The 21,177-nt window shown below is 43.4% G+C and carries 13 protein-coding genes; 2 read left to right on the forward strand and 11 right to left on the reverse strand.

All coding sequences use genetic code 11. From position 1 onward, the window contains the following. Positions 1–3: 3 nt before the first annotated feature. Positions 4–1,629: a DEAD/DEAH box helicase gene (locus ACT3IB_RS03020; RefSeq protein ID WP_491537543.1), complete on the reverse strand. Its 1,626-nt coding sequence runs from the start codon at positions 1,627–1,629 to the stop codon at positions 4–6. 179 nt (positions 1,630–1,808) lie between these two features. Here ACT3IB_RS03020 and bamJ point away from each other — a divergent pair, with 179 nt between their 5' ends. After that, the gene (gene bamJ, locus ACT3IB_RS03025; protein ID WP_491537544.1) at positions 1,809–2,543 is read left to right on the forward strand and encodes a BamJ family beta-barrel-assembly machinery protein; all 735 of its coding nucleotides are present in this window, start codon (positions 1,809–1,811) and stop codon (positions 2,541–2,543) included. Positions 2,544–2,612: 69 nt separating this feature from the next. Here bamJ and ACT3IB_RS03030 read toward each other — a convergent pair whose 3' ends face one another. The 6 genes from ACT3IB_RS03030 to ACT3IB_RS03055 all read right to left on the reverse strand — a co-directional run bounded on the left by ACT3IB_RS03030 (position 2,613) and on the right by ACT3IB_RS03055 (position 14,110). Next, entirely contained in the window at positions 2,613–3,308 is a 696-nt protein-coding gene (locus ACT3IB_RS03030; protein WP_491537545.1) for an inorganic pyrophosphatase, read from the reverse strand. 281 nt (positions 3,309–3,589) lie between these two features. Then, positions 3,590–5,416: an exodeoxyribonuclease V subunit alpha gene (gene recD / locus ACT3IB_RS03035; RefSeq protein WP_491537546.1), complete on the reverse strand. Its 1,827-nt coding sequence runs from the start codon at positions 5,414–5,416 to the stop codon at positions 3,590–3,592. 4 nt (positions 5,417–5,420) lie between these two features. Then, positions 5,421–9,053, reverse strand: coding sequence for an exodeoxyribonuclease V subunit beta (gene recB, locus ACT3IB_RS03040; RefSeq protein WP_491537547.1), 3,633 nt, complete (start codon positions 9,051–9,053; stop codon positions 5,421–5,423). 6 nt (positions 9,054–9,059) lie between these two features. Continuing rightward, positions 9,060–12,269: an exodeoxyribonuclease V subunit gamma gene (recC, locus tag ACT3IB_RS03045; RefSeq protein ID WP_491537548.1), complete on the reverse strand. Its 3,210-nt coding sequence runs from the start codon at positions 12,267–12,269 to the stop codon at positions 9,060–9,062. 152 nt (positions 12,270–12,421) lie between these two features. Then, positions 12,422–13,168, reverse strand: coding sequence for a DUF1499 domain-containing protein (locus ACT3IB_RS03050; protein WP_491537549.1), 747 nt, complete (start codon positions 13,166–13,168; stop codon positions 12,422–12,424). A gap of 45 nt (positions 13,169–13,213) precedes the next feature. Further along, complete coding sequence (locus ACT3IB_RS03055) at positions 13,214–14,110, reverse strand: EamA family transporter (protein ID WP_491537550.1); 897 nt, start codon at positions 14,108–14,110, stop codon at positions 13,214–13,216. Positions 14,111–14,302: 192 nt separating this feature from the next. Here ACT3IB_RS03055 and ACT3IB_RS03060 point away from each other — a divergent pair, with 192 nt between their 5' ends. Continuing rightward, positions 14,303–16,288: an alpha-ketoacid dehydrogenase subunit alpha/beta gene (locus ACT3IB_RS03060; RefSeq protein WP_491537551.1), complete on the forward strand. Its 1,986-nt coding sequence runs from the start codon at positions 14,303–14,305 to the stop codon at positions 16,286–16,288. A gap of 9 nt (positions 16,289–16,297) precedes the next feature. Here ACT3IB_RS03060 and ACT3IB_RS03065 read toward each other — a convergent pair whose 3' ends face one another. From ACT3IB_RS03065 to ACT3IB_RS03080, 4 genes are all read right to left on the reverse strand, one after another. Then, complete coding sequence (locus tag ACT3IB_RS03065) at positions 16,298–17,557, reverse strand: SecDF P1 head subdomain-containing protein (protein ID WP_491537552.1); 1,260 nt, start codon at positions 17,555–17,557, stop codon at positions 16,298–16,300. 184 nt (positions 17,558–17,741) lie between these two features. Continuing rightward, positions 17,742–18,875, reverse strand: coding sequence for a tRNA-queuosine alpha-mannosyltransferase domain-containing protein (locus ACT3IB_RS03070; RefSeq protein WP_491537553.1), 1,134 nt, complete (start codon positions 18,873–18,875; stop codon positions 17,742–17,744). Between the two features lie 117 nt (positions 18,876–18,992). Then, positions 18,993–20,840, reverse strand: a complete 1,848-nt coding sequence (mutL, locus tag ACT3IB_RS03075; RefSeq protein ID WP_491537554.1) for a DNA mismatch repair endonuclease MutL — start codon at positions 20,838–20,840, stop codon at positions 18,993–18,995. A gap of 91 nt (positions 20,841–20,931) precedes the next feature. Beyond that, the gene (locus ACT3IB_RS03080; protein ID WP_491537555.1) at positions 20,932–21,132 is read right to left on the reverse strand and encodes a hypothetical protein; all 201 of its coding nucleotides are present in this window, start codon (positions 21,130–21,132) and stop codon (positions 20,932–20,934) included. Positions 21,133–21,177: the final 45 nt, after the last annotated feature.

A 21,177-nucleotide genomic window follows, 5' to 3' on the forward strand; every position in this document is an offset into this window, starting at 1 on the left:
CTATTAAAACTTTGGAAACATACTTTTGATAACGCCCCATATTCCTTTTGCCGGCTTTAAGGCTCTTCGATTTCTTGCAACAGCTTTTTCAATTATTTCGGGCTGAAAAATATCTTCTTCTTGTTGTTCTGCTTCCCTAATGTGATTGGGAATATTAATATTTTTACCCGATCGGGCTGAATTATTTTTCTTGGGAGAACTCTTTTTACTCTCGGGTTTCCCATTCTCTGATTTCTTTTGCTTTTGTGATTTTCCTTTGGTTCTACTCGGACGAGGCTTGCGCTCCTTTTTCTGCTTAGGCTTCTGTTTAGATTCTTGCTTTTCGGGCTTCTCAGTCTCCTCTTTTTGTTTTTTATCCTGCTTTTCTTTCTTCTTGTCAGACGCTTTAGCAAACTTACTTTCTTCCCTGGAAACGGGCTTATTTGGGGCCTCTTTCTTTTCCTGTTGGCCCGAATGTTGTCGAGATTCTTTCTTGGAAGAACGTTCCTTTTTCTCTCTTCCTTTCTCTTCCGATGAGCTTTCATCCGGAATATCCTTTATGGTCAGCTGATCGCCCACCACATTCTTGATAGCGTGGTAATATTTTTTGTCCTTGTTGCTGACAAAGGTAATGGCCGTTCCCTTTTTGTCGTAGCGTCCGGTACGACCAATTCGGTGAATATAGTCTTCAGGGTTATTAGGCACATCAAAATTAACAATAAGTGATACATCGTCGATATCAATTCCTCGCGATAGCACATCGGTCGCCACCATCACGGGATGTGTCTTATTCTTAAATAATCGCAGAGCCTCATTTCGCTCCTCTTGATCGCGATCACCGTGCATACTTACTGCATTCACCCCCCGCTTCTTGAGCATCCGCTCTACTTCGTCGGTGCCACGCTTGGTAGCACAAAACACGATAGCAGTCTTATATTTATCGGCGTCAAAAAGCTGTTCAAAGAGCGAAAGCTTTTGTTTGGGATGCACAAAATAGATCTGCTGATCAACACTGTCGGCCGGTTTCGATACCTCAAACTCTACTTCCACCGGATCTACCATTACCTGATCAACGACTTTCTGTACTTCCTCTACCATTGTAGCTGAAAACAGCATCGTTTGGCGCTTTTTGGGAAGCTGTTCCACGATTTTCATCACATCAGGCAAAAATCCCATATCGAGCATGCGATCAGCTTCATCCAACACCAAGTACTCCAGACCGCTGAAATCAAGGTTTAGCACATTCATCTGATCGATCAACCGCCCGGGGGTAGCTACAATAATATCAACGCCGGCACGAATAGCTTTGACCTGAGTTCCATAATCACTGCCGCCGGTTACCGTTGCCGAAGTGATTCCGGTATGATACCCCAAAGCAAAAATTTGTTCTTCAATCTGCTGGGCAAGCTCACGGGTTGGCGATAAAATAAGGGCTTGGGTATCGTCCGATTTGTTGTGTGTGATTTTCTGCAGCAGCGGGATTACAAAAGCACCTGTCTTACCCGTTCCCGTCTGTGCAGCCCCAATAACATCTTTACCGTCTAAAATTAATGGGATGCATTCTTCCTGGATGGGAGTAGGCTCACTGTATCGCAAATCCTTCAACCCCATCATGAGCTCATTGCTCAAACTAAACTTCTCGAAACTCAATATGCTTTCTTTTAATTTTTGATTTTGATGATATAAGATTCCTTTCTATAAGAAGCTCTAAGATACGATTTTCTAAGCAATTCACTTAACGTAGTCTGTAATTTTTTAAAAGGAAAAATTTAGATAACTTCGAACCCTGCTCAGAAATTCATAACAAAAATTAACTTTTAAGAACATTTATGAAGTACACAACTTACATTTTTTGTTTGATCATAGCCGGAGCACTTGCTTTGACCGGCTGTAATTCCAGCTCATCCGGCGAAGTATCGCTCCAAACCGAAGCTGATAGTCTCAGCTATAGCTTAGGCTTTCAAAACGGGCAATTTATGTCCGAAAGCGGCATGAGTGATGAGATTGATCCGGAGCTGGTAAAAGCCGGATTAGAGCAAGCTCTCAACAATCAAGAAGGACTAATGTCCGATATTGAAATGAAACAGGCAATCCAAAAGTTTCAGATTGAGGCGCGGCAAAAAGCTCAGCAAAAGAAAATCGAAGAAAGCAAGGGAAATAAAGAAGAAGGAGAAAAATTTCTTGCCGAAAACAAAGAGAAAGAAGGAGTTAAGGTTACCGATAGCGGGCTACAGTACAAAGTACTCGAAGAAGGTACCGGGGCATCTCCCGGCGAAGAGGATAAAGTACGTGTTGATTATGAAGGCACTCTGATAGATGGTACAGTATTCGACAGCTCCTACGAGCGGGGCGAACCTATGACTTTCCCTGTTAACAAGGTAATTCCCGGATGGACCGAAGGTCTCCAGCTTATGAAAGAAGGGGCAAAATATAAGTTCTTTATTCCGGGCGACCTGGCTTATGGACAAAATCCTCCGCCCCGAAGTCAAATAGGTGTAAATGAAACACTCATTTTTGAAGTTGAACTGCTCGAAGTAAATCCCGAAGATAGTTCGGGGCAATAATCTTATTTATTGCCAATTTTGTTAATGCCCGGCAGCTTTCAACAAGGTGCCGGGCTTTTCTTATTGTACCTACTCCAGTCCGGATCCGATAAGTTCAAATAATTCTTTCTTATCAATGTTAAAGCGGTTGTTGTAATCCTTCACGCTTCGGTTGATAACTTCCTTTGCTTCTTTTTGATTATAGATATGCGTAATCTCTACCTCCCTTTCCTCATCACTAAACGGGCGCTGCTTATACGTTAAAAAGTAGTGCGACAGTCGTTCTACGATATGCTTGGGAACACCTTGAATATCTCTCATGCCTCCAAACGAGGCATCCCCTTTCATCACAGCAATAATCTTATCATCGGCCTCTTCCCCGTCAATCATGCGAAATCCACCCACGGGAATCGCATCGAGGATGATGTTGCCATGCGGTATATTGCGTTCCGTAATTACACAGATATCCAGCGGATCCTGGTCACCATCAATATCATCTCTGCCCGTCTTTTGCATGCAATATTTACCGACAAGCTCATCACACAACGTCTGGGGAACAAATCCATACGGCATGGGGCAAATATTTGAAAACCGCTGTGGACGATCCACTTTGAGATATCCGCTGTCTTTGTCCAGCTCGTACTTCATGGTATCTCCCGGTACAATCTCGATAAAGACTTTTACGATATCCGGAGTTTTTTCTCCGATATCAATTCCGTGCCAGGGATGAGGTTTAGAGAAGAGTTTGGAAAGCTTTAAAAAGCGGCGAATTTGAGAGCGATTCATAACCTTTGGTAGATTGGAGATTAATTGCGTAGCCACAAGATATTAAAATAATTTGGGGCTAAGAAGGGCAAAAAATAAACAGGACCGGGATCAACCGGTCCTGTTTTGTACGTTGGCTTTTCGGGGTACAAATCAATGGTTACAATAGATAAGTAACCAGGGATCAGTATGTTCAATTATTATTACTCAAAACAATCAACTTTGTTCCAAAATATTTTCTTAATTTTTAAGCTGTCTCAACAGCTGTTCAACCATTTTATCTGGCACAAACTCATCCTCTTTTATGACCAAAGATAGTCTCTCAAACCCGATGAACGGCGAATTTTTCGTTGAATGCCTTTTTTTAGAACCTTTCGTTTACCCGCAATAGTAATTTTAGCGCGTGCCCTCGTAATAGCCGTATATAGGAGCTCCCTGTTCATTACCTTGGAAACTGTTCGCGGTAACACGAGCATCACTTCATCAAACTCCGATCCCTGGCTTTTATGGACCGTTAGGGCATAGGCTGTATTATGACTGGGCAGCCGACCGGGTACTATTCCCCGAACTTCTCCCTCACTTTCAAAAAACACTTTCAAGTCTCCATTATCATCCGGTAAACATAGCCCGGTATCTCCATTATACAGCTGCAGCGTATAGTCGTTGGTATTGATAATAACCGGTTTGCCGGGATACCATTGGTTGTATTTTGGAATTAATGACTTAGCTTGCAGTATTTGCTCTACAAGTTGATTTAGGTGTTCGTTACCCCACGGACCTTTGCGGTGGGCAGCCAAAATGCCAAACAAGTTAAACTTTTTAATAGCTTGCCGCGGATTGTCTGCATCTAAAATTTGTTGAAAATATGCTGGTATTCTCCCCTCTAAAAGGGACTTCAGCTTTGCATTATCATCAATATCTTCAAACTGAATATCTTCAATATTATCAGACTCAAGTAGCGTTATGGTTTGATCGGCATCTCCTTTGTTAACCTCCTTGCTCAATTGGGCAATGCCACTCTCCGATGAGAACCGGTAACTCTTGGTAAGCAATGTGATATTATCAGTCAGTGGATTAGGCTTTTCAACAACAAATTTATCCGAAATATCAAAGGATAAGGAATTCAGCCAGTTATCATTATTTTTGGAAAATTGATTTTCTTCTACATCACAAATATCTCCCAGCACCGATCCCGCCTCTACCGAAGCCAACTGGTCTTTATCTCCCAATAATATCAGACGAGCATCGTCGAGCAATGCTTCTGCCAATTTACTCATCAAAGCCTGGTCCACCATTGAGGCTTCATCCACTATTACCAGGTCGTATGGTACCGGGTTTTCGGCATCATGCTTAAACTTGGAACTGTAGCGGCGTGCTCCCAGGAGCTGATGAAGAGTTAATGCCTTTTCGGGAATGGCTTCTCGAATTTCATCAGAAACATCCAACCCCTCTTTAGCATTTGCTATTGAATCCTGAAGACGGGCCGCCGCCTTCCCGGTCGGAGCCGCCAGGGCAATATGCAGCTTTTTTTCTCTATCAAGATACTGTTCAACAATGAGTGCCAGCACACGAACCACAGTCGAAGTTTTCCCCGTTCCCGGTCCGCCTGAAATAATAGAAAGATAATTACGAACGGAGGTCGCTGCCGCCACCTGTTGCCAGTCAGGCTGTTGGGTTGAATTTAAAAAAAGTCGTTTCAATCCATCTTGCAATAACTTTTCATTGATATTGTTATCCTGCTTTTGGCTTCGATTTACCAAATCCCCAGCCAGCGTGTTTTCATAGTGCCACAGCTTGTGCATATACAAGCGGTCACCATCATCAAGAATCAGGGGTTTATATTCACCCGGCTTTCCAACTGCGGGGCATTCCAGCAAGGCCGAACGCCATAAATTCAGATCGGGTGCTCTTAAAGCAGTCTCTGATCGTTTATCCTCAAAGAGTAGTTCACCGGCGTACTCATCCAGCGGCAAACAGACATGTCCCTGCTGATACAAGTGACTAACCAGACAGCCTGCAAGTAATACATTTTCTGATATTTTAGGGTGTCGCTCCTTCAAAAGTCGGCTCAGTTCGAAATCAATGGGTCGAACCATCTCATTATCGCGCAGAGTTTCTAATTTTCTCATCGTATCATCCATTATTCCCACCCCTGATATAGTTGTCCAGCTTGCTAATCGTTTTACGATCAGGACAATCAAAGAAAATGCCTTCACGACCCTCTCTATTCATTCCTCGTAAAAAGAGATAGAATGCCCCCCCAAAATGATCATCATAAGAATAACCGGGCAATCGTTTCTTTAAAAATCGGTGAAGTGCCACTGTATAGATGTGATACTGTAGATCGTAGGAGGCCTCCCTCATCTCATGATCCAACTCATCCTGACGATAGTCTGATATTGAATATCCAAGATAATTGGTCTTGTAATCCAGCAGGTAATATTTTCCATCAAACTCAAAAGTCAAATCGATAAATCCTTTCAAAAAACCTGAGGCTGCTCGACCCTTGTTTTCCCAATCCGAAGTAGCTCCATCTCTGATTATTGATAATAGCTTCCGAGTTTCGATTTCATCATTCTCATAATAGAACTCCATCTCAGGAATCTGACGATTTTGAATCGAAGATAAGTTTAGCCCCCCTAAATCTTGATGAAGTGGTTTATCTATTACTAGATCCAGCATATCAGACACGGTATCTCTCCACTCTAAATCAATGCCGTTTAACTGTAACTGATTAGAAATCACCTCATACTTATCCTCCGATTTAGAAAAATAATTCTCAAAAATATTGTGAATACAAGTCCCCGGTTGCGGACCTTTTGGAAACGTAAACATATTTTTCTCCTCAGGCTGATCGGCGGTCTGCTCCTCTAACTTTCCATAATCCATAAACTGGTCATAATCAGGTACATCAGGATCATCATCCTCCATCCAGCTGCTCAGTGACGAAAAACTCGAGACTTGATAACTGGTAGCAAGAGGCAATGATCGCTCAAACTGCTTCACCTCTAGTGCTTGAGTCTGGGGATCATCATCCGTAGTCTCTTCGTTATTTCGACCAGCTTCCATCCCGTCTTTAAGGGTAAATAGATTGGGATGCTTTTTGCATAGATTGCCAATCGCTTGGTGCAGTTCATCACCAGACCATTCGACACCATTTTTTGCACCAAAGCCAACTTTATCTTTCAGCAGTGCAATAGCCTGATCAGGATCCTGCAGCATATATCCCAACGGAGAAAATTCAGAACCCCTCGAAAACTCCCACGAAAGATACAAACAATATTCTGCTCGTGTCATGGCTACATACGCGAGGCGTAAACTCTCCGCCAACTCTTCTTTTTCCTTATAAAACCGTTTTACCGACCGATCTGGATCCCTTTTCCCATTTAAATCAAAATAAGTAATATCCGGGTTTTCGGGATCGTGATATTCCAGCGGAATATCTTTGTTTTCTACTTTTGGCCCATGCCAAAGAAATGGACAAAACACAATGGGATACTGCAGTCCTTTACTTTTGTGCATTGTTACAATTTTTACCAGCGCCTCATCACTTTCCAGGCGCATCTGTTCTTCATCACTTTTATTTTTGCCTGTATCCTGTCGCTTACGGGCCAGCCATTGCAGTAAACTGCGTGTTCCTTCCCTATGCTTGCGCGATTCCTCCTCCAGCAACTCTCCCAAGTGCAATAAATTGGTCAGCCGTCGCTCTCCATCAGGGTATGTGATAACATGCTCCTGAATATTCAACTCTTTTAATAGCGAACGATACATTGCAGAAAACCCTTTTTCAGCCCACATCCGGTGCCAGTCTGTGAATTGCTGGAGCACCTCCGGCCAGATTTCGTCATCTTCCTCGATAGTGAATAACTGCTCGGCCGAATACGCCGTTAGCGGTAGTGACAAGGCTGTTTTAATAAGTATCTCATTCCCGGGCTCGGCTACTGCCTTCAGCAACTGTTGAAGGTGTGCCGCCTCATCACTTTCAAAAACACTTTGATCGCTATGACGCACGCTTTTTATCTCATATTCTTGAAGAGCGTTACTCATCAGGTCGGCCTGTTTATGCGTGCGGACCAATACTGCTATATCCTTTGCCTTAACCTGTTTCTTTCCAATGAGTATATCTCCCTTACCACCTTCCAAAAGTCGATTAATCTCTTTTGCAGTATCCTCTGCGACTTCTTTACGGGCATCTCCTTTATTTTGCGAATTCTGTCCCGGTTTCGAGAGCCTGCGAAAACGTATAGGCGGACGTTTTTTTTCGAATTCAGTCAGTTTCTTGTAATCATCTTCATTTTTGCCCCATGTTACTTCTTTGTACTCAATATCTTCTCCCACAGCAAATGGATCATCATGTCCGCCCCAAAACGCATTCAATCCCCGGAGCAGTTGCGGGATAGACCGGAAATTACGATTTAGCTTATATCGATTTTTCTCCGGAGCATCCCTGCGTGCTTTGATATAGGAATAGACATCCGCCCCCCGAAAACCATAAATCGACTGTTTGGGATCGCCAATCATAAACAATACGCCATCCGAATCCTTATAAATCGTGCGGAAAATATCGTATTGATTGGGGTCGGTATCCTGAAATTCATCGACCAGCGCAATAGGGTATTTCTGTCGCAGTTTTGAAGCCAATCGCGAACCCTGCTCCGTATCCAAAAGCGCATTGCGCAGCCGAAGCAGTAGATCATCATACGAAAGTACCTGCAGCTCTTCCTTTTTCTCGATAAGCTCCTTTCGTAAAAAGTTCAATAGTTCTTTTTTAAATAGTACATCGTAAAGCTTAAGTGAATGAGCAATTTCCCAATACTCATCAGCAAGTTTAAAAAACTTATGTTGCGGTGGATCAATCCCTTTCTTGACAGCCTTTTTCTTAAGACTGTCATTAATGTAACTTTGAATAAACCGCTCAAACTTATCAAAAACATTTATTGTAGCCGTTTCCGTGTAGAAGATTTCATCCATTTTGACAAACCAGCTTGACAACCAGTTCGATCTGTAATTGCTCATTTCATCTCTGCTCAACAAAGCCAAAAGTTCTGAACGCTCATCTTCCCAAATAAGCTTCATTTCGTTATGTAACGCCTGTAATTGTTCCAATCTTGATCCTACCTTTTCAATATGCCCATTTTCAGGCAAAACCTTTAGATAGGGCTTGGCGATAGCATTTTTCAACTCATCGGCCAGCGAATCAGGATTTGTACCCTGATCCATCAACAACTTCAATAATGGGTGTTTTTTGGAATCTTCGGAAACCTCTGCTACCCAGCTTCGCCAGTAGTCGTCCACAGCCTCCTGCACCAGTTCTTGGTCGTCGCCAATCATCTCGGCATCGTACATTGCACGACTCTCAAAAGCCTGCTCCTGCAGTGCCTGGTAACAAAATCCGTGGATGGTATAAATAGAGGCCTCATCAAACATGCGAACGGCCTTCCGGAGTTTTAAAACAGCTTTTTGGGGATTTTCAACTTCATCCAGCAAATTCTCCAGAAAGTCATCGGACTTTTTCGTTACCCGGCCCGTCCTTAAAACTTCAATCGACTCTCGAATACGACTCAGCAGGCGATCTTTAAGTTCTTTGGTAGCAGCCTCGGTATAGGTGACAACCAATATTTTCCCAACTGTTATATCCTTCTCAACAAGCACTCGTATATATAGCGAGGTAATATTATACGTTTTACCCGTCCCGGCACTGGCCTCCACCAGGTTAATTCCTGATAGGTTAATCTCGAAAGGTTCCAACAACTTCATTTCTTCCATTTCACCTTACCCCTCCTGCTGATCTAAAACCTCAAAAAACGGAGCCCATACTCTTTGGGCGATCTCATTAAATTCTTGACCAAAAGGATCTTTCCCGCCCGTCACCAACTTATAATAGGCATCATCTTTTTCGGCTGGAGCACCGTCCCAACTGGGATCCCATTCTTTTTCTGCATTCCGAATACCTTCTTCAATAGTCTTTCCCTCTTTGTAAACTGTTTCTGAAAATGCATACGACGACTTGCAATACAATTGGATGGGCTTCGCTAACCCTTGGCTGTATAAGTCCAACAGATCTGCAAGTATCGTTTGGGCCTCCTCACAAGCGGGCAGACTTATTTGCTCGAAAGAACCGTTATCCCAACTGAAATACTTACTGCGACCGGAATGCACATCGGGTTTTGAAAGCTGAAAAAGTACGTGCCGAATCCAGAAAGCAGTGCGGTATTTTGCTTTTGCTTTTCCAAAGCGATAGTCCATTTGTGCCCCTTGATAGATATTCTTCAGCTTCCCCACTATTCTAAATCCATTGATTTCAATATCGACATCAATATCATCCAAAGATTGGTCCTGAAGGCGACGCTGTATCTCCTCCCCAAACGCACGTACCTCTTGGGCTTTTTTCTCATATTCTTGCTCTCCACTCCATCCCTCGGGCAGCATATCTCGCGATTGCATCACTTTGCGATACTCTGCGAGCGATTGTTCTTTCAGAAAACGATCCAGCAATTCCTGTTTTACCTGATACCCCGAGAGATTATCCAACTCAAAAGGCTCGCGCTCATCAGTCAGAACATCTTGGTCTCGCAGATTTATGCCCAATCGATTCCGTAGCAAATATTTTGACGGATGCTGAAAAAATGAAATTAAATCTGATATCGAAAGCTGTTTCCACTCCTCTTTGGGTTCGGGCAAGGCATGGGCAAAAAAGTCAACGCCTTTCTTCTCGGATGATTCTATCTCCATCGCGATATTCTTGCGGGTTTGGGAATAGCTAAAGTAGGCATCGTCTTTAAAGTAGGCCGGACTAAATGCTTGCAAACGATGCTTTGTAACAAGATCGTCTGATGATATACCATAGTATTCTTCCAAATGATCAATGAATTCCCGAAGTACTACAGAAGGAGGAAAATCAGTATCTTGACGATTACTCTGTCCTACATAGCTGAAGTAAATTCCTTGTCGGGCCGAAAGCAGATTCTCTAAAAATAAGTAACGATCCTGTTCAGACTGAACCGGATCTCCAACCTGCGTTTCAAGGTGCATCAGATCAAATTCTATAGGAATCTTAGAACGGGGAAAAGCTCCTTCGTTCATCCCAATCATGCCAATAACTTTAAATGGGATACTCCGCATTGGCATCAGCGAACTGAATGTAACTCCACGACCAATACGTCCGCCACCGGTGGATTGTTGCTGTAATTGTTCAGCCAGCCAGTGACGTACAACAGAAAAGGGAACTTTATGATCATAACCGGCTAAAGCTGCATATTCTGTTAACTTGTTAATTCCTTTCCTAATGTTAGATAGTTCCCAGAAATAATCGCGATTACCCGGAATAAAAGTATCCGTGATCTGATTCAATATTTCTTTCCATTCTCCCGGAGTTCTGGGAGTATCTGTGCGATTGGCAATAGAAAAAAGCTGATTGAGAAAAAGTGACATTTTGCCGGCCAAAGATGCATCATCGGAGGTCTCCACTTCCCGGTAGGCATAAATGTCGTCATAGAGCTGGTCATCTGATGAATACATCGCATATCCCAGAAGAATACGTCGCAACCCTGCTCGCCACGTAAAATGATCGCTCGGGGGAAGATCCAAATCCTTTTTGTCATTGCCATCTATCCCCCACCTAATATTATTGTCTCCCACCCACTGCTCAATGCGATTCAACTCATCGTCAGTAAATCCAAAGGTCTCCAGTATAGGATCGCTATCAAGCAGATCAAGCACATCTGTAACTTTAAACCGACTCATACTGAGCTCCATTACTTTCAAAAAGGTTTCAGCAGCAGGCTGTTGGGCTCCGACCCCGCGATCTGCAATTGCGTAGGGGATTTCCGGCTGACCATTATCAGGAGCAGAAAGCACAGCCTCAATAAAGGGTGCATAGGTGTCAATGTCAGGCGTCATGATGAGAATCTCATCAGGGGTTAGCTTTGGATTATCATCAAGGAGGGACAGCAGCTGATCATAAAGGACTTCTACCTCCCGCATGGGGCTATGGCAGTTGTGAACCTGTATCGATTTATCTTCAACCGGTATTGCTAATTGACGCCCCGATAACGAGTTATCATTTACTAAGTCTGAGGTTACAGCCGAAAATAACGAATGTGCAGATTGCTCTGCCTCCTCAACAGAAACAATATCTACATCTGTATAGCTTGAAAACAAGGACATAAATGTAGTTCCTTCCTGTCCCATCGACTGTAGTAACGGATTATTAAACTTTCCGGTTTCTGTAATACGGGGATCCACAGCAAGATGATAAAAATGGACCTCCGTCAGTTTTGAGAGTTTGGTCATCGTTTTAAGAAATGCCGGAGAAACAGACGAAACGCCAAACACCGTGATACGATCGGGAAGCTGATCGGTCGGTAAACGATCTTCATCAATCGCTCTCCAAAGTCGTTCTTGTAATTCGGCTCGATGCAGATACTTTCCCTCATAATTTTCCCTCCAGTGACTCACCAATCTCCTCCAAAGTGCAGACTGCCACTTCTCGGCTTCTAAATTTTTAGTATGTAGCTTGTGCTGTTCCCAGTCCAGTATCATTTGTGGACGATAAATGAGGTATTGATCAAAGACATCAGCAATTTTGGAGGCCAGCTTCCAGCTGCGCATCGAACGCTTATCAGGATCTTCCTCTTTGATATAATGACGCAAATTTTCAAACTGATTCAGGAACTGCTTATCCTCAAAGCGTTCCATCAGCGTCCAGGTCATCGGTCCACGATCAGAAGGTAACGTTTGGGGAATATTATCATCCAGTAATCTAATCAGACTCCAGATACGCTCCGAGGGAAACTCAAAGGTAAGATTGGCTGCTATTCCCTTTTTTTCGGCCATCCGCAACGACAGCCACTGGCCAATACCATGATTCTGTACCACAAATACTTCTTCTGCCAGCAGGTTTGAAGGCGGATTTTTATCCAGTTTATCAAACAGCCGGTCGGCCAGGTTTTCCAATTCGGTACCGTAATAAAATGTGAGCATCTATGCCTCGCTTGATCGGGTATCTGCCTAATTTCTAAGTGATAGCAAAAACCGAAAAAACGGTACAAAAGTAAACACCAAAGGACACTGCCTCACACAATTATATGGTAATATATAAATCCATGAACCTAAATTTTAAGTAGTGGCTATCACTAATCTTTGACGGTATTTAAATAATCCCTGATACGCTCTGCGTTGACCCCGATATCACTTCGACCAATGCGCGAAACAGACCGCATATCAATTTTGGTACGACCAGCTGTATCAGCCGTATCTATCTGGATTACCACATCATCAATAAACCCAAACCAAGGTAACTTGTCGTAAGCTTCAATTATTCCACTATCTTTATCTTTAGTGACAATCTCTTCCCAAGGCATATCTTCTGCGGCGGCAAGCGCACGATCAAAAACCTCTCCATACTCCTGATCCAAATATAGTGTTTCAACATCGGGATAGGCTTCTCGCTGGAGATCTGCTTTTTCCTGATCTCCATAGGTAGTGTCATTAGGCGCGTTTGCCCTCAATGGCACGATGTTACGGAACTGGGGCGGATTCTCAATATTTGTACTGATATCGTGTATAGGGGGATACTTTTGGGCTTCAGTAAACCAGTAGCCAAGCGTCCCCATCACAGCTATACTCAAAATCACTCCAACAAACGTAATACCTACACCACTCACTTCCGGATTGTTGCGACGCGTGAACCCAAAAAACAGCGCCAGCGAAAATCCGATCAGAGCCAGTATGCCGCTTCCGGGCAGCAGCCAGGTAAATGCGGTACCCAGTCCCCACCAATTCCACTGATAGCCGTATCCCGAAAAAACTAATACCAACGCTGCTGCAATACCGAATCCCAAGCTTGTCCAGGCCCAGGTTGACCTTTTTTGTTTATCCATGATTTCAATAAAAGATTTCTGATTAATTTTGTGCTTTAAAAATCATTATCTGAGCGAAGCTGCATTTTTAAACTGTATCAACACAACGGCCGCCAGCACTAAAAGCATTCCCACAACTTGAAAAGCAGTTAACACCTCGCTAAATACAAAAACACCCAGTAAAGTAGCAACCAAAGGTTCGATCGTTGCTGCTATGGATGCCCGCCCACTTTCTATCATCGAGAGTCCCATCGTATAAAGGTAGTACGCCAAAGCAGTTGGCAAAAATCCAAGCCCTAGTATAGTTATCCATACATGAGAAGATTGCAGATCAGTCATAGAAATCGTTATCCCGCTCACAGGCAACATCACAACCGAAGCAAAAACAAAAGTATACACTATAACGGTAAGAGGATGATATTTTTTAAGCGCATGCTTGCCAAAGATACTGTAAAGCGCATAACCGAACCCAGATCCCAATCCCACAATAATACCGTACCACGAAATACGATCAGCGGTAACGGGAAATACTTTTATGACGAGCACACATCCCAACAGTGTTAGCGCAAGCGCCCCTAATTTTCGTGATGTTATTGGTTCGCCAAAAAAGATACGGGATAGAATCACCACAAAAGCAGGTCCGGTATACAACAAGATTACGGCAATAGATAATGAGGCTTCTTCGATAGCCGTAAAATAAGCCCAGCTAAAAAAGACAGTGCTGAAAATACCCGTACCCACAAAGCTCATTGTATCACGCAAATTAATTTTAAGAAGCTCAGCATTTGTGATTGCTACGAATACGAGAAGCATCACCGAAGCACTTACTACGCGCAATGTAACAATCTGAAGCGACGAAAAACCCGCTTGGAACAACTCATCAACGAAAAGTCCGATGATTCCCCAGAGTGCAGCACCCAAGAACACATAGATATAAGGGAGTCTGTCTTTAACTTTATACAAGTGATTCAGATATAATGATTATGTGTTGAATTGCACAGAGAATACAGAAAGTTACCCAAAAGCAACAACCATGATTAACTTTTAACCAAGCTTTGAAAAAATTTAGTTAGTCAGTTGCAATTATACTTTAACTGCTGCATGTTAGGCCTTTAAAATATCAGTTAACAATGTAGATATTTCCCCAAAAACTTAATGATTGAACCACAGAAACAAATTACTGAATCTGAAGCCCTTACTCTTTATAAAAACCTGCTTCTTCCCCGTCGTATCGAGGAACGCATGCTCAATCTGCTGCGTCAAAACAAAATCAGCAAATGGTTTTCCGGCATGGGTCAGGAAGCCATTTCGGTGGGTGTTACATCCGCCCTTTCTGATGAGGACTACCTGCTGCCCATGCACCGAAATCTGGGACTCTTTACCACTCGCGGCGTAGATCTGTACACCCTGTTTTGTCAACTTTTAGGCAAAGTGGACGGCTTTACGGGCGGACGTGACCGCTCGTTTCATTTTGGTGTACCCGAAAAACGAATTGCCGGCATGATTTCTCACCTTGCTGCCACCATGCCGGTTGCCGATGGTTTAGCCTTGGCTGCTAAGCTGCGCGATGAAAACTTTATTGCCGCAAGCTTTTGTGGGGATGGGGCAACCAGTGAAGGAGAATTTCATGAGGCGTTAAATCTGGCCGCCGTCTGGGAGCTTCCGGTCATTTTTGTAATTGAAAACAACGGCTACGGACTCTCCACTCCTACCAGCGAGCAATATGCTTGTGAGGATTTAGTAGATCGTGCTCAAGGCTACGGCATGCGAGGCGTTAAAATCGACGGTAATGACGTTTTTGCAGTGATGGATGCCGTATCTGAAGCCAAAGAACATGCACTAAGAGAAGGGCCTACTTTTATTGAAGCCAAAACCTTCCGTATGCGGGGGCATGAGGAAGCCTCAGGTACGTTTTACGTCCCCGATGAGAAGTTTGAAAAATGGGACAAAAAAGATCCCATTGATCGCTTTGCACAATGGCTCAAATACGAAGAAATTGTTTCGGATAATAAGGAGCTGGATAATATTCAAGATGAGATTGACGAGCATTTCTTACCTGAATTGGAACGTGCACTTAAGGCTGATGAGCCTGTTTTTGATCACAAAACGGAAAAAGATCGATTATTTTCTCCGGTAACATTGCCTGAAAGACCTGATAAAGAAAACTCCGCCTCTGAAAAGCGCTTTGTGGATGCCATTCAATTCTCGCTGCGGCAGGCCTTCGAGGAGGATGACAAATTTGTGATTATGGGTCAGGATATCGCCGAATACGGCGGCGTGTTTAAAATCACTGAGGATTTTGTAGATCAGTTTGGAAAAGAACGCATTCGAAACACGCCCATTATCGAAGCCGGTGCTTTGGGCTGCGCCCTGGGATTGGCATTGGAAGGGTTTAAACCTGTAGCCGAAATGCAGTTTGCCGATTTCATTTCCTGCGGATTTAACCAGATCATCAACAATATTTCCAAGGGCCAATATCGTTGGATGCCGCCCATCAACATTACTATTCGTGCTCCGCACGGGGCAGGCGTCGGAGCGGGACCGTTCCACTCTCAATCCCCCGAAGGCTGGTTTATGCAGCATCCGGGGCTTAAGATCGTGATTCCTTCGTCGGCTGAAGACGCACAAAACCTACTTTATAGTGCCCTCCATGATCCCAATCCAGTGCTCTTTTTCGAGCATAAAAAACTCTATCGAAGCATCCGTTCCACAACACCCGATCAGTGTGTTGCCGAAGAACTTGGTGAAGCGAACATAGTCCATGAAGGAACCGAGGCCACCATTATCACTTATGGAATGGGCGTCCACTGGGCACAAGAAATTGCGGACACGTATGCAGACCAAGGAACCGAAATTGAAATCGTTGATCTTCGATGCTTGGTTCCGCTGGATATGGAAACGGTTAAACAATCGGTGGCCAAAACAAATAAAGTACTGCTTCTTCAAGAGCCATCTACAACACTCGGGCCTATGAGTGAGCTTTCTTCCCTTATAACCGAAAAATGCTTCGAAGAGTTAGATGCTCCCGTAATGCGCTGTTCTTCGCTGGATATGCCTGTGCCCTTTAGTCCGAAGCTGGAGAAACATTACCTGGCGAAAGATCGACTGAAAGAGAAACTGGAGCAACTCCTTACATACTGATTCGTGCTATTAGTCGGCATCCGTAATCCGACGGAGAACTTTTTTAGCCTCTTCTTGCTTCTCATAAGGACCTAAAGAAAAATGTCCGCTGGAAATTCCGGTTTGTATCCTCGGGAATGAAGAAGATATAACTTCACCATCATGAACTATGGCCAGGCAGTTGCCGATATTATCAGTGGTTTTCTGAGCAAACTCCGAATGATAATCCTGTTTCAGCTGTACATCTACATAATATAATGGCTGATCTCTGTCTCCTTGGCTTTGAACTGCCTGATCAATCATTTCCGAACTTATTTCATAAAATAGCGTGTCGCGATCTGCTTTACTGAAACTTTGATCTCCTCTCTGTTGTGCGCTTTTAATTTGCGTTCGATACCGCTTCCATTTTTGTTCTTTAAAGGTTGCATTGTCTAACGATTTCAGTCTTTGCTTTATGGAATCCATAAGACGGTTCACCTTCTGCTGTTCACCTTTTGTAGCATAATGATTAGCCAGAACCATTTGAGCAGTGATACCCACCTCATTCTTATATTCTTCAGAAATCTTGGTCAGATAATCCACTGTTTCCTGCACCTCTTGAGCAGTCAGGGAGTCCATTCGTATCATATGGTACATTTTCTCAATCTGGCGACTGGCAAACCAGTTTTTGTACAGGCCATATCCGATATTTTGAAATTCTTCAATTAGTTCTTTTAACAAAGGAGTAATCTTTTCCTGTTCTCCTCTTAAGGAATATACCGCTAATTTTCCGGTGTAGGCATCAACAAGATCCGCTTTATACTCCGGCTGATCTTCGAATATGGAAATAGCGGTATCCAGATGTTTTTCAGCTTGATCCAAATACTCAGCCTCCTCTGTTTTCTGATATAGTCTTAGATAGGTACTGCCAAGAATATTATGTACAACGTATTCCAGCTCCGCATCCTTGCCAACGCGATCAGTATTGAGCAAAGTGCTCAGTTGCTCGATGCTTTCCTTCATCTCTTCTTTTGTCGCGTCTGGATTGGTAATCTCCTTAAAAGATAACTGTTCTTCATTCAGCATGGCAGTTACTTTATCCCGATCGATCTGGGCACCGGGAGCTTGAAAAATAGGCACGCCCTGTATTTTATCCATATTCGTTGTATCTGTAACAGCACGCTGACCAATATCATTAACCGTTTGTTGACGTTCCCTATCAGAATCGCCTGACTTTGTTTCACATGAGATAGCAAAAATTGCTAATAATAAAGCAAAACTAATCCCTAATAATATTCTCTTGATACGCATAGTAATTTTCCAATAACTTTTTGGGATTAATAATTATAGAATCTTAGCATGATCTCCTTAACTGTTTGTACTGTAAATACTTTATCTTTAGGAATTGTTGATAAATTAATTTCAGCTAAAATCTAAAAAAAATGAATTTGGCTGCAAATACGGTAGAGAGGAATGACATAAATAGATCAGAAAATCAAGACAAAGCCGAAGAAATATCCAGACCCAAGCAATCCTCGAACATCGCATCAAAAGTGTCAATGCGCTCTGACCAGTCGAGATGTTTGTTAATGTTTTGAAGGGAAGCTTTGGGAAGCGGTTTTGATTCTTCTGTCAACAGATCTTTGAGATAATGAAAAAGATCGTCCTCGGTGTCATACAAAACGGGTGCATGCAACAACGGTTTGTGCAGACTCTCGGGAATTAGTTCGGGGTAATGGAGCCGGTTAGGTACTAATGGATGACAACCACAATAAATAGCTTCCATGATCGCTACACAGAAAAATTCGTAGGTGGCCGTTGAAACGACAATATCACCACTATGGAGGAGCCTGCTATAGTTTTCGCGATCCTCAACATAGCCGAAATGGGTAATATGCCGGCCGTATCGTTCCCAAGCCTTTTCAAACTCTTCGGGTTTTTCATGCTGGGTATCGCCCGCCAGAATCAGATCGAAGGTAAGATCAATATCATTTAAGCGGTTTAGCACTCGAAAAAACATGGCGGGATTGCGATCGAACTGCCAGCGCTGATTCCAAACAATCACCGGATTGTCGTTTTCCTTTCGCTGATCGGGCTGAGCATCAAAGCGTTTTAAATCGAGTCCGGGATATAGCACAATACTCTTATCCGCGATCTTGTCAACCGGATAATAATATTTATCATCGGGATAGTTTTCCAAAAATTCAGGTAGTGCTTTCAGAAAATCATTACGGTGGAATTCAGACGAAAAAATCAGTCGATCCGCCGAAAGCATGCTTAAATAGTTGAGGTAGCAGTAGGTTTGATCGCGCTCCTCTCCTTCGGGCATCGGCTGGGTAAACTGATTTTCATGCATGTACATTACTTTGGGAATCTCAGCAAAGCGAGGATTAGTCAGTGACAGAAAAGCCGGTAGGTTTGTCATACTGCTGACCAACAGCAGATCAATCTCTTTTTCAACCTCCTGAGTCATTCCGGCCAGCACCACCGAATTGCCGTGCATTCGCCACTTTCGTCCCTTATAGCTAAGGTTGATCGGGATGATATTGTGCCGGGAATATTTTTCCAATCCCTTTAAAAATGCTTTATGGGAACCGCTAAAAAACGGTTCTACAGCCAGAATGTTCATTCAATAAATATTTTATGAACTCAAATAATCTGTTAAATGAGTTCTAATATTAAATTGTTTAGATCCTGAAAAAAACAGGATGACACGGTAAAGTAAATTAACACCACTTTTCGATATTTAACGAAAGCGTGCTTCAATATCCTCGAGCGGTATGTATTCCAACGTCGGTTTATTCAGTGGGTCATTATACGGCTCGTCACAGGCAAAAAGCTGATCGAGCAGGTTTTCCATCTCCATATCGGATAGTTTTTTTCCTTTGGGGATGGCTGTCTTTGAAGCAAAGGCAATAGCCAGCTTTCTACGCTCATCAAATTCAAACTTGCCGTCGAGCTCGCGATACTGTTGCAACATGGATTTCAAAACCGACTGCTCATCTCCCACATCGATATCTGCAGGCACTCCGCTGATCATGGCTGTATTACCACTCATCAACTGAATATTAAAGCCCATGCGCTGGATGATGGGATGCAATTCCTCAAGAAGCGAAAACTCTGATGCAGAAAACTCGATAGTCTGAGCAAAAAGTAGCTGCTGAGTACTTGGAATAGCAGCTTCTGTGGCACTCAATGCCTTTTCAAAAATGATACGCTTGTGGGCGGCGTGCTGATCAATCATACAGAGGCCGGAACGCGTCTGCGTTAAAATATATCGGTCGTGTAGCTGCCAGAAGCCACGATCGCGCATACGTTGCGGACGATTGCCTTGCTCAGACTCTTCCTGCTCCTTTCTATCAGCTTCATCAAAATCATACAGCTGCTTCGAGAAGTTATTCTGATCGCCCCGCTGTGATTTCGGTCGATCAAAATTTATACGCGACGGGAATTTTACCGGATCCTTCTTACCACTGTTTTGCTGTGTATTTTTTGCTCCGCCAAAACTGAAATCGGAAGAAAACCCCTTCGAAGAGGAGAAACTGGTCTCATCATCCCTATCCGGCACATCGGGAACCATAAACTCTTCATGCAGTGCTTTTTTTACGACTGACTTCGTCAACTTTATGACACTGCGTTCATCCTCAAATTTGACCTCTTCTTTTGCAGGATGCACATTCACGTCCACCTGCTTGGGATCAACCTCCAAAAATATAGCGTAGAAGGGGTAATCCTTTTCTCCGGTCCAAGCGTCATAAATATTTAAAATGATATGAGTAAGATAACGATGCTGAATCGGACGTCCGTTAACAAAAATAAACTGCTCACCTCGACTTCGTTTCGTAAGCTTGGGATCTGCCAGCACCCCATGTACGGTCAAATAGCTAGTCTCTTCCCTAAAGTGAATCAGGCTGGCCTTGTAGCTTTTGCCAAACATGTCGGTGATCCGATCTTTGATATTTTGCTCTTTGGGCAGATCGTAAATGGTATCAGTGTCAGCAATAAGCTCAAAACCCAAATCAGGGTTAGCAAGAGCAGCCTGTTGAACCGTTTTTAAGATATGCCGAAACTCGGTAGCATCGGTCTTTAAAAACTGCCGGCGTGCCCGAACATTATAGAAGAGGTTTCGGACGGCGACTGAAGTACCGCTTTCTACGGCAGCCGGTTCAAATGATTTTTCCTCTCCCCCCCAGATTTCATATTTCCACCCCATTTCGTCGCCGGGGCGCTTGGTCTTGAGGACCACCTGCGACACAGAAGCGATAGAAGCCATAGCCTCACCGCGAAAACCCAATGTTCGAACTTTAAACAGGTCGTCTACATCCTGAATTTTAGATGTGGCATGTTGTTCAAAACATAGCCGAATATCCTCTCTCCCCATTCCGCTACCATTATCAACCACTTGGATAAGCGTGCGCCCCGCGTTTTGAATAACAATTTTCAGATGATCGGCGCCGGCATCAATGGCATTATCCAGCAGTTCTTTAACCACCGAGCTGGGCCGTTGAATAACCTCACCGGCGGCAATTTTGTTGGAAATTTCGGGAGGGAGTTCTCGTATGATAGATTGTTCGGATTCCGTTTCCTGACTCAAATGTCTGTACGTCTTTTATTGTTTTTGAATTGGCGGGATAATACAAAATTCTGACTCTGGATATAAAAAATGTAATGAGCCGAATAAAGGATTACAGTAAATACATGATGTAAATGACAAGCGCTAATCCTAAGGCATATAGCATAACTGATCGTCCCTGGTGGTATTTCTTGTGGCTCCGTCGAATTTTAATTCGTTCGCGACGGCTTAACTCTTTCTCGGGATCATAGTACCGGTACTTGTATTTAAATTTTTTATTTTTGGGCCGGTAATCAAACATGCCTCTTATCATAACAGACTCCTTAACTTTACTGACTTTGTATTCTCAAAGCCCAAT

It is taken from the genome of Fodinibius sp. GM21 (assembly GCF_058386955.1).